We start from the raw sequence: 16070 nt of genomic DNA, 5'->3' as shown, positions 1-16070 counted from the left end.
AAAAATTATTAGTATAAACCAAGTCCCATACATAAGTGACTCCTCTATGTATGGGACCATTCTTAATTTCAGAAAAATTAATATAATTTATGACTATAGTAATAAATTATAAACCACATAAATTAATTAAATTATTCAATCCATACTTTACCAAAATAGACACTATTTTAAATATGGAAGGAGAAACATTATTCACTATATATTTTGTGTTTAATGTGTGTGATAATCTATGAAAAAAGAACAGATAAACTCTTTGATTGAATTAATGCCTTATTTTAATGACCTTTTCAACATAAATACAAACATCGCTGTAACCGACCTAAATCAGTTTATTTCTATTCAGCAAGGCGATGGTGCAATGAACGTCAATTGCAAAGCAGGAGATCCCTTTAATACTAACAACCCTTTTTTTGAGTCTATAGCTAAAGGTAAAAAGACTTTTTCAGCGTTTAGAGACCCTGATGACACATTCATAGTCCCTACATGCTCAACAATTACCTCTTATTATAATAATGATAACTCCATCGCAGGTTTCATATTGGTTGTACGCGACCTTGAACAACAAACAAATGTGCAGAATCTATCCCTTAATATTTCACAGACATTCTCAGAATTTAATAAAAGCTTTGATAATATTATTAAAGAAATTTCTAAATTATCAGAAGAAGCCCATTCTAATGTTCAGGATGCTGATATGCTAATGCAACGTATCAATGGTATAGATATTATAATAGAATCAATTCAGAATATTGCAAATCAGTCTAGTCTACTAGCATTAAATGCGAAAATCGAAGCCGCACGAGCTGGAGAAATCGGAAAGGGATTCGGAGTTGTTGCTGCTGAAATTGGGAAACTGTCTAGTTCAAGCAAAAATTCTGCTGAAGAGGCTAAAAAATCTCTATCGGCTATGAAACAGGCCATTGGAGAAATTAACATCCGAATCAATTCAATTGAGAGCAACACCAACAATCAAGTAACATCAATTACTAATATATCTAAAAATGTAATCGATGTACATGATAATCTGTCAAATCTAGCCCAAATTGCAAAGCTTATTAATAATTAACTAAAAGCCTGAGTGATTCGGTCTTTTTTCATGTACTGAAAGAACTTATTTTATATAAATAATTATTATATAAAAATGCAGATATTCCCTTTATTAAGGTATAACTGCATTTAACTATTTCTATGACTTATACTCTAAGTTTACTTAATCCGAGTTATCTTTGTTTCATTTAATTCGTGTGGATTTCCAGTCATATCTCCATATCCAATTGCAATAGCTGCTACAAATTGGTTCCCTTTTGGAATACAGAATAAATTTTCATAAACAGGTTTCTTCTCTCCCATAAAAGCCACTCTCATTCCACCAAGTATAATGCTCGAAAGACCAATACTCTCAGCAGCAATTACAATATTTTCAATTGAAATTCCACAATCCAACATATCAAAATGTCCTTTTAACGGAGATGAAACTACTATTAAAAGAGGTGCATCAAAAATAACCTTATTATTACGTGACTTTAATCTTCCAATTGCTATTTCATCACCTGAATTCATAGCAAGTTCAACAAGATAATTTTCTAAATCTGTTATTAATTTTGTATCCTCTACAAAACTAAACTGCCAAGGTTGTGTTTAGCAGCGCTAGGTGCTGCAAGAGCTGCTTTCATTAAAATGTTTATTTCAGTTTCACCTATTTTATCCCTTTTAAATTTGCGAATAGAACTTCTTTTCATTATTGATTTTATTGTATCATTCATTACTATTCCAACCCTTCTATTAAATATAAATTAAATTTATCTAGTGTCTCAAGACTTAATAAATTTGACACATATTTTTATAATTAATCATTCATTATTCATTTTTCATCATTTTGATCTTGTTAAATTTAATACAGAAATGTGCATGATTTCTTACAATAAATCATGCACATTAAACTTTTCAATATATTTTTATTCTTCTATAGCACGTCTTAATGCTTCTTGATGACGTCTAACTTGTTCAATACTGTCAACTTCAAAAGCATCATTGATCATTCCATGTCCCTCATATTCAGTAGATAAGAAGCCATGGTAACCTGCTTTTTTATAAGAAGCTACTATTTCTTTAATAGGCATTGATGTTTCTTCATAATTTTCATCTATTTCATAACATTTTGCATGTGTATGATAAATGTACTTAATGTTATCAATAACATCTTGAGGATCACACCATGTGTAGTTAAATGAAGCTCCTGCATATCCTAAATCTACTTTATTGCCATTAGCCTTATTAATTGCTTCCATTAATTGTGGCATTCCATTGGCTTTCATATATTCACCATGTGCGTGTCCAAGATTTGTGTCATATTTGATCTTTGTAAATCCTTTTGCAACTCTATTAGCAAAAGCTTCATCTACAATTTTAACACATTCTAAGTTAGCTCCTCGACGTATAGCTTGTTCTCGAAGCTGTCTTGGAATTTTATTGCAGAATATACCAAAGTCAGGCATAAATCCAAAGTGCTTTGTTCCTGTACGAAGAATCATTTCCATATATCCATCTGCCCATCCAGAATTCAACGAGAATGGTGAATGAACTTCAATACATACTTTAATGTCATTTTTAGCTGCACATTCAAGACTGCCTTCAATAACATCCATAGGGGTTGCAACAAGAGTACGTAAAGTTTTGAATCCAAGTTCTTTTGCAATTTTAATATCTCTCTCCATCATTTTAACTTGTTCACGAAGAGTAAGAGTTCTATTATCATAAATATGATTTTCTAAAAATGCATCATAGCAAGTTGGTTCTGTACCATACTTCTCCATCCAGCCAAACCATCGCTCTTTAAATTCTGGTGTAATTATAGGAAAAGAATCCACCATTTGTTCAGCTAAAAGTTCAATTCCTGTAGCTCCAGCTTTTGATGCTTCTCTGATACATCCTTCTAAATCTAGCTTACCAACATAATATTCTGATTGATAACTATATAATGATACACTTCTTCCAATTTTATAATCCATTGTTATTTCCTCCTATCTAATTTCAAAATCATATTCACCAGGATGTACTAAAAGAAATGGCATATATGATGGTGCAATAGTTTGAGTACATTTAATATGATGATTCCCAGCTTTAAGTCCACCTTGTTTCATTACAGTAACTGTAGCAAATTGTCCAAATAGCCAACGATTATCTATAACTGTACGCATTTCTTCTAAAGTAAATGTTTCACCATTTACAGTAAAACGAATATCTTCACGTGGATATGTTTCACCATCCACCTCAACTTCAATATTTCTTATAATAGAAAGTGTAATTCCACGATAATATTGAATTCTCATGTCAAATTGAAATCCTATAACTTCATTATCCAATACTGTGATTTTAAACCCTTCTGGATTATACATATGTCTTGCAAACATATTCCTATCTCCCTCCAATTTTTCTATAATTATATTTTTATATCAATACCAATTTTCTCTAGATTTAAAAATTATGCTCAATACAATTGATGTTTATTAATACTTAAATCTTGCATCTAAACTATTTAGTTAATTCATCAAAATTCTTATATTTTTCTAACATTTTAGGTAAAGTTTCTTTATTTGCTTGTAATTTTGGTATTAGAACTTTTATCATATTTTGAATTTCATCATAATGTTCTTTCAATCCATTCGCAGTTCCTCTTGCACGATTTTGTTGTTCTTTACTAAATTCAATATTTACTTTATCACCATCTACAGATAAATGACCTTCTATTCCACAGATTGGACATTCAACTGTTGTTGTTTTAGTTACACTAATCAAATTACAGTGACAAACTGGACAAGTACCTTCTTCACCAAACCATTCAACTTCGTCATATGGTTTTCCAACTGCTTCAGCAACTCTTTTTCCTAATTCTCCTACTCTATCCATTAAGTTTTGATCTAAAAGAGGATTAGCTGTTCTTCCCATATCATAAGCATCTATTTGACCTACAACTTTCATCATTAATGAGAAAGTGAATAAATTCATTGTTGGTAATCCTAAAGATACCCAGTTTTGTGTACTTGCGCCACCAACAGATATTAATCCAACATATTTATCTCTAAATGAACGTTCATCTAATAATTCTGTACCTGCTGCGATACGCTTATTTTGTTCTGCTTCAAGAGCTGGCCTGTCATGAGCCGGTCCAAAACGATCAACGAAATTTTTAAATTGACCTGATGGTCCTACTGCATATACTGGTGCTGCTATTATTACAGCATCTGCATCTAAAACAGCATCTTCTAATACTTGATAATCATCTTTTATAATACATTTAATTTGTTTACCATTGTCTCTTGCTGCACTACAAGCCCCACAGCCTTTACAGTGTTGAATATTCATATTAACAGCATTTATAAATTGAACATCAGCACCTGCGTCTTTAGATTTAAAAAGAGCCTCCTTTACTAAAAGGTCTCCACATTTCATTTTTCTTCCAAAAGATATTCCTAATACTTTCATTTTTTTCTTCCTTTCTTTAATATGACTAATCTAAGTCATCAGTTATTTATTTTTTATATAAATTATTTTATTTGATAGCCAATTATTATAGCACTCAAATTTTTAAATACTATCTTCTCTTTTTCCATTTTCCAACACGTGTAAGCTTATCTGGCCCCACAGCTTTATTTCCTAAAATTTTTACTATTGCAGAAACTGGACAAATATCTATACATTTACCACATTTTGTACAGTCAAACTCATCAATCATATGAATATATCCACTTTTTCCTTCAATTGCATCAAAATCACATACATCAACACATTCCCCACATCCATCACAAATATCACCTTTTATAGCAATATTTTGAGAATTTCCACATAAATCAACAGGACATTTTTTTCTTTTAATATGTGATTCATAGTTAGATTTGAATAACAGCATTGATGTTTTTACAAATTCAGTTGATTTTTGTCCATAGCTGCATAAAGTTTCTTCGGATACTTCATTAGCAATCTCTTCTATTAATTCAAGATCTTCAGCTTTACCTTTTCCTTCTGTAGCATCTGAAATCATTTGCTTTAATTGATATAATCCTTCTCTACAGAAGGTACATTTTCCACAAGTACCTTCATACATTTTTATAATTCCTTGTTTTGCAAAATCTACAATACATTCTGTTTTATTTAATGCAATAATTTCATTAGTACTGTTGCCTTCAAAAATAGTTTTCTCAGCTTCAGACTCAGCAATACACTTTCCACTTTTGCCCCCAAGGACAATTGCTTGAATTTCTCCTTCAAACCCTCCTGAAATTTTCTCAACTATTGCTATTACATTAGTATTTTCAGGTATTTCTCCAACACCCGGCTTTTTTACAGCTCCAGTTACTGAAACAATTTTTGAAGGAACATACTCTTCTTCTACATCGAAATATGCTGCAATAGATGCCATAGTATCAATATGATGTACCAAATCATAATCTTCTACTTGCCTCACATCAATTTTTCCAATTGCAATTTCGACTTCAAAACCAAATAACTCTATTTCTTTTATTCTATTTTCCAAAACTTCTTTTAAATTTGCCTTCTCTTCTGGAATATATAGAACTCCCTTAGAAATATCTACTGCTCTACCTAATATTGCCATCCCCCCAAAAACATTAGCTGGATCATTTTCAAGAAGACATATGGAAACATACGAATTATCTATGTTATTAAAACCAGTAATCAGCTTTTTTTCTTCATTTTTAGGTGCAGAAATTATTTTTTTCCATTTATCAGCAACGCTTTCTGAATACACACCACATTCTTTTAACTGAATTTTCTCAATTCTATCTATTATTTCTTGTGATGATAAATTTATTACTTTAGATAATCCTTTAGATTCTAAATTATTTGTATTAAAGTTACGCATAAGAATTGGTTTAAATTCATTTATCATAGTTAATCGTTGCCCCTTTCAATAGTAATTCCAGCAAAATCATTCCAAGTTTTAGGTTTTGATATTCCTAAACGCAAATCGCATTGTAAGCATCTGCTGCTTTCTTTATTTGCTTGTTCACATGTAAATCTATTTTCTGCTATGCTAAAATTAACTTTTCGTGAATTCACATCAATTTCATTAGGAATAATTCTTTCTTCATATCCAAATCCTGCTTTTTTCCCTATACATTTATTAGGCTCGTCTACATCAATAAGATGTTCATCTATATTTCCATCTCCGCCTAAAAATTTATCTATGGCTTTAGCAGCATCTCTGCCTGAAGCAACAGCTTTTACTACAGAATTAGTACCATAAATTGCATCTCCCGCACCAAAAACACCTTTTTTATTTGTTTCTTGTATATCATTTACAACAATTGTATTTCCTCTGCCTAATTCAAGACCGCTGTTTTCATCAATTTCTGGTCTTTGCCCAGTTGCAAATATAATTTGATCAACTTCAAGAATATGATTTGATCCTTCAACTAAATTTATTGTAAGTCTTCTATTCTCATCGAATGACATTGATTCAACATTAATAAATTCAATACCTGCAACCTTACCTTCTTCACCTAAAATCTTTCCAAAGGATTTTGAATAGTGAATAGCAATACCTTCTTCAATTCCTGCTTTTACTTCATCTTCTGAAGCTGGTATATTTTGTTCATTTTCTAAACATGCCAAATGAACTTTTTTTGCTCCAAGCCTTACTGCAGTACGTGCACAGTCAAAAGCAACATTTCCACCACCAAGAACTATTACCTTATCACCAATCTTTACTTCTTCATTTAAACTTACAGCTCTTAGAAAATCTGAATTAACTAATACTCCTTCTAAATCATTTCCTTCAATCGGCAAGCGTATACCTTTATGTGCTCCAATTGCTGCTAATACTGCATCATATCCATCATTTAATAATGATTCAAATTTTTCTATTCTTGTATTAGTAACAATTTCCACTCCTATTTCTTTAATAAGATTAGCTTCTTCTTCTATTATATTTCTTGGCAGACGATACTCTGGAATTCCTACTCTTGTCATACCACCAGCATAAGGAAGTGCTTCATAAACTGTTACATCATGTCCTTGTTTTTTCAGATAATATGCTGCACTTAATCCTGCTGGACCTGCACCAATTATACCAACCTTTTTACCAGTAGCATGAAGCTGTTTTCTATTTTTCTTCCAAATTTCTTTTTCATCATGTTCTACAGCAAAAAGTTTTAATTCTCTAATGGATACTGCTTCATTTACACCTCCTCTACGGCACTCTGATTCACATGGATGGCTGCAAATATGTCCTAATATTTTAGGTATAGGAAGCTTTTCTCTAATAACGGCTGTTGCTTCTGAATATTTGCCTTCATTTACAAGTCTTATATATGTAGGAATATCTGTTCCTGCTGGACAAGTATTTCTACATGGTACTAATGATGTGTCTTTATTTTTATTAAGATCAATTAGTTCTTTTTTATCCATTAAAGCACCTGTAGGACAAATTTCAACGCAAGCTCCACAAAATCTACAATCTGCATCTATAAGCAATTTTTCATGTGGTGCACCAATATAAACTTCATTATTTTTCTTTTGATAATCTATAGCATTAACTTTTCGAACTTTCTGGCATACCCTAGCGCATCTTCCACATAATACACATCTAGTCATATCATGATCAAATAATGGATTAGTGGTATTTTTAGGAAACGGTTTCACTCTCATCCTTAACCGCTCAGGTCCAACCCCTAAATATTGAATTAAAACTTGTAACTCACACTTTCCATATTTAGGACAAGTAGAGCATTCTTCAGGATGCGCTGCAAGAATTAATTCCATAGCAAGCTGACGTTTCTTATTAATTTGTTCGCTTTGTGTTTTAATATCCATTCCATCTTGAGCTTTTAATGTACAGCTTATAACTATTTCTCCATTATGCTCAACAATGCAAAGTCTGCATGCTCCAAGTTCTGGTAAGTCAGGATGGTGACATAAGTGTGGTATGTATATACCTGATTCCAACGCACAATCCAATACGTTTTTGCCTTCTTTAGTTATAATTTTTTTTCCATCAATCGTTATGTTAATGTCTTTCAAATCAAATACCTCCATTCATTTACACTAAATGTCCCTTAAACTTATCTTATCGTTTTCATTAAATAACATTTATTTTTCGCTACATTTTATAATTTAATTATATCATTTTTTCATACAAAGTCAAACTTTTTACAGAAAAAAGTTGTAATTTTCTTATTTTTTTCTGTAAATTTTATTTTTAACTTATTTTATTTGATTCTGAGCTCTATATAAATCTCTATTTGCAATGATCTATTGCTTTTAATTTTCATATATACTATAATTTATTACAAACGTTTTACAAAGTTGTCATATTGAAATTTTTCAATTAATTCTGTAACTATTTCAATATTTGATATATAAATAGGAAGTAATTCAACACTATGTTATTAAAAACTTTATAATTTCACTAATTTAAGGAGGGAATATTATGGCAACAGTTATAGACGTTGCAAAAGAGGCAGACGTTTCCGTTGCAACAGTTTCACGTGTATTAAATAATAGTTTTATGGTTACAGAAGAAAAACGCGAACGTGTTCGTGCTGCTATCGATAAGGTTGGTTATAAGGTCAGTGCTAAAAATAAAGAAGTAAAACGTACTAACTTAAAAGTTATTTTAGTTATTACTGGTACTCTTCTTGAAGATTTATTTAATAGTTTTCAAGATACTGCTTGTGAGCTGGGATATCATATTATCTACCATTATTGCAGCAATCCAAGTAGTACAGAAGGCGCAAAAGAAGTTGTTAATATACTAAAAAATAATATTATTGCAGGAATTATCTTGTTAGATATATCAGAAAGCAATAATGAATTTAAACAAATAATTAGTCATTATCCAGTAGTTCAAATCGGTAAGCCACTTTTAGATACAATTGATAATTATATTGTTTCTGCTGATGATCGTACAATCGCTTATGATGTAGTTTCTCATATTATTCAAACTGGCAAGAAAAGAATTGCTATTATTTCTGGGGCAACTGAAGGTAAAATTGTACATTTCGAACGTGAACGAGAAAAAGGTTATATGGATGCTTTAAGAGATAATAATCTTCCTTGTGATGACTCTTTAATATTTCATGTTGACTTCACAATAGATGGAGGAAGTGATGCTACAAAAAAAATTCTTGCTTTAGAAAATAGACCTGATGCGATTTTTTGCATAAGTGATAATCTAGCTATAGGATGTATTTACAAGTTAAAAAAGGCTGAAATATCAATTCCTGATGAAATTTCTGTTGCTGGTATTGATAATTCTGAAATTTCAGAATTTTTTGATCCTCCAATCACAACTGTAGATCAATCATTTAAAGAAATTGGCTCTGAAACTATCAAAATGCTTGTATCTTTAATTAATGGAGAGCTATCTAGAGGAAGAAAAATTTATATTGAGCACCAACTTATAGTTAGAGAATCAACTTCAAAAGAAATATAATAAAAGAGTAAGATATATAATGAACAAATCATATATATCTTACTTTTTTAATTTTATAGCTAATACAATAGCTCCTTTACTATCTTCTTACTTTTATATCATCATTGCTGAATAATATGCATTATTTACTGCATGATAAATCTGTCCAACATTTTTACAGTCACCAATAATATAATATTCATCTACTAAATCGCACAATTCATCTACTTTATCATATGGTGCTCTAAAACCAAGTGCACACACTATACTATCTGCTTCAATAATAAATTCCTCACCATTTTTTGTGCATAATACACCAGAAGGCACTATTTCTTTTATAATTGTATTTGTATAGATAGTAGCTGATTTTTCAACTTCTACCATTAAGCCTCCTCTATAGAATGAATTCACATCTTCTGCAACATCACTTTTCATTTCAATAATTGAACATTCTTTTCCATCATGTTTAAAGGAAACTGCCGCCTCACTTCCAACAAGACCGCCTCCCATAATCACAACATTCTCACCTAACTTATCATGATTCAATTCTGCATCAATAGCCATGATAACTTTTGGAGAATCTATTCCTTTGATTGGTGGTACAAGTTCCTTTGAACCTATTGCAACCATTAATGTATCGGAATTAAATTTTTTCACATATTCTTTTGTAACTTCTGTATTCAGAATTACTTTTACTCCTGCATTTTCTACTCTCTTAATCAAGACATTACAAAAATCTATAATATCCTTTTTAAAATATGCAGCACCAGCCGGATAAAGATTTCCACCTAATTTATCAGACTTCTCAACTAATGTTACATCATGTCCTCTTTGCGCAGCTGTAATTGCTGCTTCCATTCCAGCTGCGCCCCCACCTGCTATCAAGACTTTTTTCTTATACGATGCTGTCTTATGTTTTGATTTTTCAGGAAATTGCTGCCCCATAGTTGGATTAACTGAACACTTTACTGTTTCACTCTTACCAGTTTCACCAAAACATTCATAACAACGTAAACATGGTGTAATATCCTCAGCATTGCCTTCAAATGCTTTTTTAGGTAGAAACGGATCTGCCAATAAAGCTCGGCCAATTTCCACAAAATCTGCTTGTCCAGTAGCAATAATTTCCTCCATATGAGCTGGATTATTCAAACTTCCAACACATGCAACTGGTGTTTTTACATGTTTTTTTATCTCAGCTGCAAGATATACATTAACTCCTCTTGGGAAGAAAGACGACGGATGAGTTCTGCAGAACATTGCAGGATCTTCATGATTTCCACATGAAATATTAAATAAATCAATTTTGTCCTCAACCATTTTTGCTACTTCAATGCAGTCATCAAGATTAAGCCCAACTTCAGTCATATCATCCCCAGAAAGACGAAGTTCAATTGGAAAATGAGGACCAACCGCTTCACGTACAGCATCTAGCGCCATGATCAAAAATCTAAGACGATTTTCTAATGAACCACCAAACTCATCTGTTCTTTGATTCATAACAGGTGATAAAAACTGTGAGAATAGCCATCCATGTGCTGCATGAACCTGAACCATATCAAATCCACAATCTTTACACAATTTCGCTGCTTTTTTGTAGGACTCAACAATTTCTAAAATTAATTCCTTTGGCATTTCAAAAACTTCACCTTCTGGTGTAATTTCATGACTAGGTCCATATGCAACAGTGCAGCAATCCATATCACCACCAACACTAGCAAGGCCACCATATTTACCACCATGTGACAACTGGATATTGGCATAGGCACCAGCATTGTGAATTGCCCTTGTACATTCTGCAAGCCCCTGCTTTACACCAAAAGAGTCTAGCTGTAATTGTTTATTATGGGATTTTCCAGTTGCTGAATGAACAATTCCTTCTCCGTATGTAACAACACTTGCACCACCCAAGGCTTTTTCTTCTAAATAAGCAATCATTTCTTTTGTAAAATGACCCTCTGTTGTAATCATACTAGGACTTGTAGGTGCTGCTATAATACGATTTTTCATTCGTATGTTTCCAATTCGAAAAGGAGAAAACAAGTGTGGATATTTTTCTCCCTTTCTACAACATAACTTTTCCTTTTCCATAAATTTTCCTCCTCAAATAATAGAACAATACTATAACACTTTCTTTAAAATTTCTAATACTTGTTCTTTATTTCTCTAATCTTTATCTATTATATTATTTCTTTTCTAAATACTCTTCTTTGTATAATTGAGGAAGTATCACTTTTAATCCGCCTTCCATCTCTAATACATTATGTTCCAAAAGCCCTAAAAGACTCTCTTCTGTTACAACATCATCGCTCTTTAAAACTGGTATGAATCTATTTCCTAACACTTGATATCCCTTCCAAAACCTTGTTCTCATTTCTATTCCATCTTCTGTTTCATATATAAAATGAGCAACTACTGTTGGTATTGGTCTTACTGAATAGTCACCATTAAGCACTCTAGACGTTGCATTAGCACCATCTACCATAACTAAATTAGATTCCTTCATTTTTTCAACATCTATACCAGTTCGTTCTGGATTTTCCCTAAACAAATCTTGAATATATACATCTTCTAATGGGAAACCTGTTCCACAAGTTTCAAGATTCCATTTAAACCCTGAATCATAATGATGTTTTGGACACCATATTTTATATTTTAAATTACTATCTTCTCCTGATGTCCACCAACTATTCCACCATTTATACATTTCTAAAGTGACTCCTGGCATCTTATGATAAGCCGCAACATACCCACACCCATTTGGTAAAATACAATATCCATTTTCAACTTTTATTTTTCCAGGGTCTATCATATCATTTATTCTATCCCCTAAAATTGCATCTTCTGGATTCATCATAATCTTATTATCTATAATTTTTTTAACTTCCTCATTTATTGGTGTTTCTTCTCTATAAAAATATTTTGAATATGAAATCTTTTTTTCTTTTTCAGTTAATATTGGTCTATTGTTTTCACACATAAACATAGTTTTCTCTCCTCTATATATAAAAAACTTTTTTCAATTTTATTTAGTTTTAATGGTTTTTTTTATTGGATTTGCAAACAAATATAATCCAGCTATTACCAAAGTGCAAATTCCACATACATTAAATATTCTACTTGCATCATTTTCAACAATATCACCAATTATATTAATAATAAATGGTGCTATAAAATTTCCCACGTTAGACAATGCTCCCACAATAGCAATTGCCATAGCTGCACTCTCTGAAGTTACCATGTTTACTGCAAAAGTCATTGCTGATGGAGCTCTAACAGAAAAACCAAACCCTATAAAAAACGCTCCTAGGTAAACCAATTTAATGTCAGTTGAAAAAGCAGTAATAAAAAATCCACATGATATAAAAGCAACCGCTACGAAAAATATATTTCTTTTAAATATCTTTGTTAATTTTCCTACAATGAAACCCGCCGGAATACCTATCAACATAAATAATGAGTTTACAGTACCTGCTGCTTCAACACTTCCAAGGTTCTTATTTTGAATAAAAAATGCTATATTGGAATTGTATCCAGTTACAAAAATCTGACATAAAAAGCTTAGAAACGCAAAATACAAGAGTCTTACATTTATAGTGTTATTAGTTTTTTCAACTTTCTCAACAGGACTATCTTTTGGTAAAAACTTTAACACAATAAATATACAAGGTATGAACAATAAAAGTATCAAATAAGAATATGACCAATTTATTGTTGCTACTTTCCCACTAATAGCAGATAATATTGCGCCACCAATACTAATTGCTGCTGACTGATACCCCATAATACTCGCACGTTCTAAATCTTCAAAGTAATCTGAAACTATGTTTGAACTAAGAGTAGTAACCACTCCGAGCCCACTTCCCATTAATCCACTTGTAAGATACAAAATGGTTAAACTACCATTAAATAATACTGGTAACAAACCACTCATTACTATAATAAGCATACTTATCAATATCATATTCTTTTTGCTAAAATAGTAAACCATTTTACCTGAAATCAGCATAGCTGGAATTGCAATCATTGATGGTATTGTATAAATCAGCTGTATTTGTGTAGCTGTCGCATTAGGAAATGATTTATTCATCTCTGCTAACAGTGGGGCTATTAGTATGTAACAAAGTGCTAGTGTTGACATACTTAATACTGCAATTGTTATTTTTCTTTTATCCATTTGTGCTTCCTTTCTAAATTTGAAATTAGTATACAAAGATCTTTATGGATGAAATAAAAATTCTTCATCAGATAATGAAAAGTTCAAAAACTTATTCCTTGCATAAAGTATCTTGTACATTGTTATATGTTAATATTAATGAAATCCTATATTTAATACAAACGGTTACTTTCCGTTGCACAACGGAAATATTTAATTTTAAATGAAAAAAGTATCTTTCAATTAAGATACTTTTCACCTAATAATGCTAGCAAATTTATCAAATGTATTTGCTTCCATTATTTTTTCAATATTAAATTTATTGCTAAGATGCTCAACAACTAGATCAAAAAAACGTATAAGATATTTTTTATCATTTTCTTTAATTGATAGTAAGAAAATACATTTAACTTTTTGTCCATCCCATAAAATTGGTTTCTTTAAAATAACTACAGAAATAATTGTTTTATAACAGCAACAATTACTGATTGGACGTGGAATAGCTATACCACTTTCAAATGCTGTTGAAGATATTTTTTCTCTTTCAAACACTGAATTGGCAAATTCTGTTCCCACATACCCATTTTTCAATAATTCCTTTGATAAAAATGTTATCACTTCATCTTTAGAATTCATATTCAATTCATAGAAAAATAACTCTTCATCAAAATATTCTATTATTTTCTTAGGTAATTTAGGATGTACAAAATCCCTCTTTATTTTATCTATATACTCATTTATTAAAATTATATCTCTATCTTCTAAAAAGGGAGATACAACAACCCCATTTTTGCTCTTTATATACAAATCTTTTAGCTTAACTGTAGATAAAATCAATCTAGCATTACTTTTGATAATTTTTTCTTTTTCATAAACCGAAAAAGGCCCGATTATTTTTATTGTTTTTCCATAAATTGCTTCCAATTTTGATTTCAATAATTGAAAAGTACTATAATTCAAATGACTTAATATGGCTATTGAAATTTCACCTAACAACTTATTACTAACAAATCTTCTTGCCGCTGCGCCTAAATATGCTGCTATATAGCTTAATTCATTTTCTTCTATCTCCATATGAAACCTATTATTAAAATGCTTTCTGAAAATTAATGACATTTCAAATGATAATGGATATTTATTCTTTAATATTTCTATTACTGGGCTTTCCACCTCATATTCATACTTTAATTTACTTTTTAGTTTATATATATGAAGAGTTAATCCTATATAGAGTTCATCGTCCTTGGTAAAATCCAACAAATATTCTTTTTTTATATCCTTAATCAAAAGCTCAACAATCTTAATATACTCAATGTCCACATAATCCAAAATATTTTTTCTAGTAATATGCTCCCTATTGAAAGTTCTTTTTTGTAATAATAAAACCGTGAAATAATTACGTTCAAACTTATTAAAATATATATTTAGTTTTGCTTCTAACTGATCTGATAATTCATCTACAACTTTTGTAATGCTCCGCCCATCATTTATTTCCTCAACTTCTTCGGTAAGATTATGACCATCTTTAATTCTTAAATATGCAATAGCTATTGTAAATATACAATATACTAAGCCCTCATCATTTAACTTTATTTCATATTTTTCAAGAATTTTTTTTATATTTTCAGAAATAAGTTCAAAGACTTTTGAATCAAAAATGCTATCTCTAAAATTCATCCCTTCTTCTGAATTATAATCCCATTCCCTAGAAAAAAGTTCATTCAAAACTATTCGCTTACTCTTTTCATTATTTTCAAAAATAATAGTATTTCCCTTGCGAAACAACTTTAAATACGGTCTTTTTTTAGAATATTTTTCTTCTACAATTCGTATGTCCTTTTCCAATGTACTTCTACTTACAAATATCTCATCTTCCAATTCATCAATTTTCATATCCTCTTCAGCACGGATAAGTCTTATAACTAAATACCTTACTCTATCTTCCTGTGTTAACAAACTATTCTCTGTATAAATAAGCTTATGTAAAACCCTACTATCTTTAACTTTAAGAATATATCCTTTTCCTCTTATTGATTCAATACTCACATTAATCTTATTTAAAATCTTATTTAATTCTGAAATATCACTTCTAATTGTTCGGTCAGATACTTCAATTTTATTTCCTAATTCTACTCCTGTTATTAAACCTTTTTGCTCATTAAGTATACCTAGTAATTTTCGCTGCCTTGTATGTAAAACTATTTTTTCCATTTACACTACCTCATGTATAATCTGATTATTTAAATTATACAGTAAATTCTTATTTTTATAAAAATCTTTTTAAAATCCTCAACTATTTCTCCGTTGCAAATATGGAAAGAATATATCTTGAAGCTTTGGTTTTTACTACTGATGTAAATTAAATTCACAAACTGGCCTTAAATATAGAATTAGAAAATATTAATGTAAAAGCAAATACTACTGGAAAATATATAAAATCAATTAGGAATAAATAAATTATAAGTAGTAAATAAAATCTTATTA

Annotated in this window: 13 protein-coding genes; 2 read left to right on the top strand and 11 right to left on the bottom strand. The window is 30.6% G+C overall.

All coding sequences use genetic code 11. The features are described from left to right. Window positions 1-229 precede the first annotated feature (229 nt). Window positions 230-1066 carry a methyl-accepting chemotaxis protein gene (locus tag psyc5s11_RS05500; RefSeq protein ID WP_311196409.1) on the top strand — a complete coding sequence of 279 codons (837 nt, stop codon included), beginning with the start codon at window positions 230-232 and terminating at the stop codon, window positions 1064-1066. 140 nt (window positions 1067-1206) lie between these two features. Here psyc5s11_RS05500 and psyc5s11_RS05495 read toward each other — a convergent pair whose 3' ends face one another. The 7 genes from psyc5s11_RS05495 to psyc5s11_RS05470 form a co-directional block, all read right to left on the bottom strand. Then, window positions 1207-1596, bottom strand: a complete 390-nt coding sequence (locus psyc5s11_RS05495) for a nitroreductase family protein (protein WP_258712457.1) — start codon at window positions 1594-1596, stop codon at window positions 1207-1209. Window positions 1597-1610: 14 nt separating this feature from the next. Beyond that, window positions 1611-1763 (bottom strand): nitroreductase family protein, encoded by a 153-nt coding sequence (locus psyc5s11_RS27815; RefSeq protein ID WP_258712430.1) that lies wholly within the window; start codon window positions 1761-1763, stop codon window positions 1611-1613. Between the two features lie 192 nt (window positions 1764-1955). Then, a complete protein-coding gene (locus tag psyc5s11_RS05490; RefSeq protein ID WP_224036630.1) occupies window positions 1956-3008 on the bottom strand; it encodes a sugar phosphate isomerase/epimerase family protein in 1053 nt (350 codons plus the stop codon). A 12-nt stretch (window positions 3009-3020) separates the two neighbouring features. Further along, a complete protein-coding gene (locus psyc5s11_RS05485; RefSeq protein ID WP_224036629.1) occupies window positions 3021-3410 on the bottom strand; it encodes a C-glycoside deglycosidase beta subunit domain-containing protein in 390 nt (129 codons plus the stop codon). Between the two features lie 121 nt (window positions 3411-3531). Continuing rightward, window positions 3532-4482: a flavodoxin family protein gene (locus psyc5s11_RS05480; protein WP_224036628.1), complete on the bottom strand. Its 951-nt coding sequence runs from the start codon at window positions 4480-4482 to the stop codon at window positions 3532-3534. A gap of 109 nt (window positions 4483-4591) precedes the next feature. After that, complete coding sequence (locus tag psyc5s11_RS05475) at window positions 4592-5905, bottom strand: NADH-ubiquinone oxidoreductase-F iron-sulfur binding region domain-containing protein (protein ID WP_224036627.1); 1314 nt, start codon at window positions 5903-5905, stop codon at window positions 4592-4594. Between the two features lie 2 nt (window positions 5906-5907). After that, window positions 5908-8037, bottom strand: a complete 2130-nt coding sequence (locus psyc5s11_RS05470) for an FAD-dependent oxidoreductase (RefSeq protein ID WP_224036626.1) — start codon at window positions 8035-8037, stop codon at window positions 5908-5910. A gap of 409 nt (window positions 8038-8446) precedes the next feature. Here psyc5s11_RS05470 and psyc5s11_RS05465 point away from each other — a divergent pair, with 409 nt between their 5' ends. Further along, window positions 8447-9451, top strand: a complete 1005-nt coding sequence (locus psyc5s11_RS05465; protein WP_224036625.1) for a LacI family DNA-binding transcriptional regulator — start codon at window positions 8447-8449, stop codon at window positions 9449-9451. Between the two features lie 93 nt (window positions 9452-9544). On the opposite strand, the gene psyc5s11_RS05460 is transcribed toward psyc5s11_RS05465, so the two are convergent. From psyc5s11_RS05460 to psyc5s11_RS05445, 4 genes are all read right to left on the bottom strand, one after another. Further along, a complete protein-coding gene (locus psyc5s11_RS05460) occupies window positions 9545-11521 on the bottom strand; it encodes an oxidoreductase (protein WP_224036624.1) in 1977 nt (658 codons plus the stop codon). A 94-nt stretch (window positions 11522-11615) separates the two neighbouring features. Continuing rightward, the gene (locus psyc5s11_RS05455; protein WP_224036623.1) at window positions 11616-12416 is read right to left on the bottom strand and encodes a DAPG hydrolase family protein; all 801 of its coding nucleotides are present in this window, start codon (window positions 12414-12416) and stop codon (window positions 11616-11618) included. Window positions 12417-12455: 39 nt separating this feature from the next. After that, complete coding sequence (locus tag psyc5s11_RS05450) at window positions 12456-13607, bottom strand: MFS transporter (RefSeq protein WP_224036622.1); 1152 nt, start codon at window positions 13605-13607, stop codon at window positions 12456-12458. A 234-nt stretch (window positions 13608-13841) separates the two neighbouring features. Then, on the bottom strand, window positions 13842-15797 hold the full coding sequence (locus tag psyc5s11_RS05445) for a BglG family transcription antiterminator (protein WP_224036621.1): 1956 nt from the start codon (window positions 15795-15797) through the stop codon (window positions 13842-13844). Window positions 15798-16070: the final 273 nt, after the last annotated feature.

This window comes from Clostridium gelidum, from assembly GCF_019977655.1.
GTDB lineage: Bacteria > Bacillota > Clostridia > Clostridiales > Clostridiaceae > Clostridium > Clostridium gelidum.
Note: the sequence above shows the minus strand (reverse complement) of the source record. Positions and strands in the feature narration are given on the sequence as shown.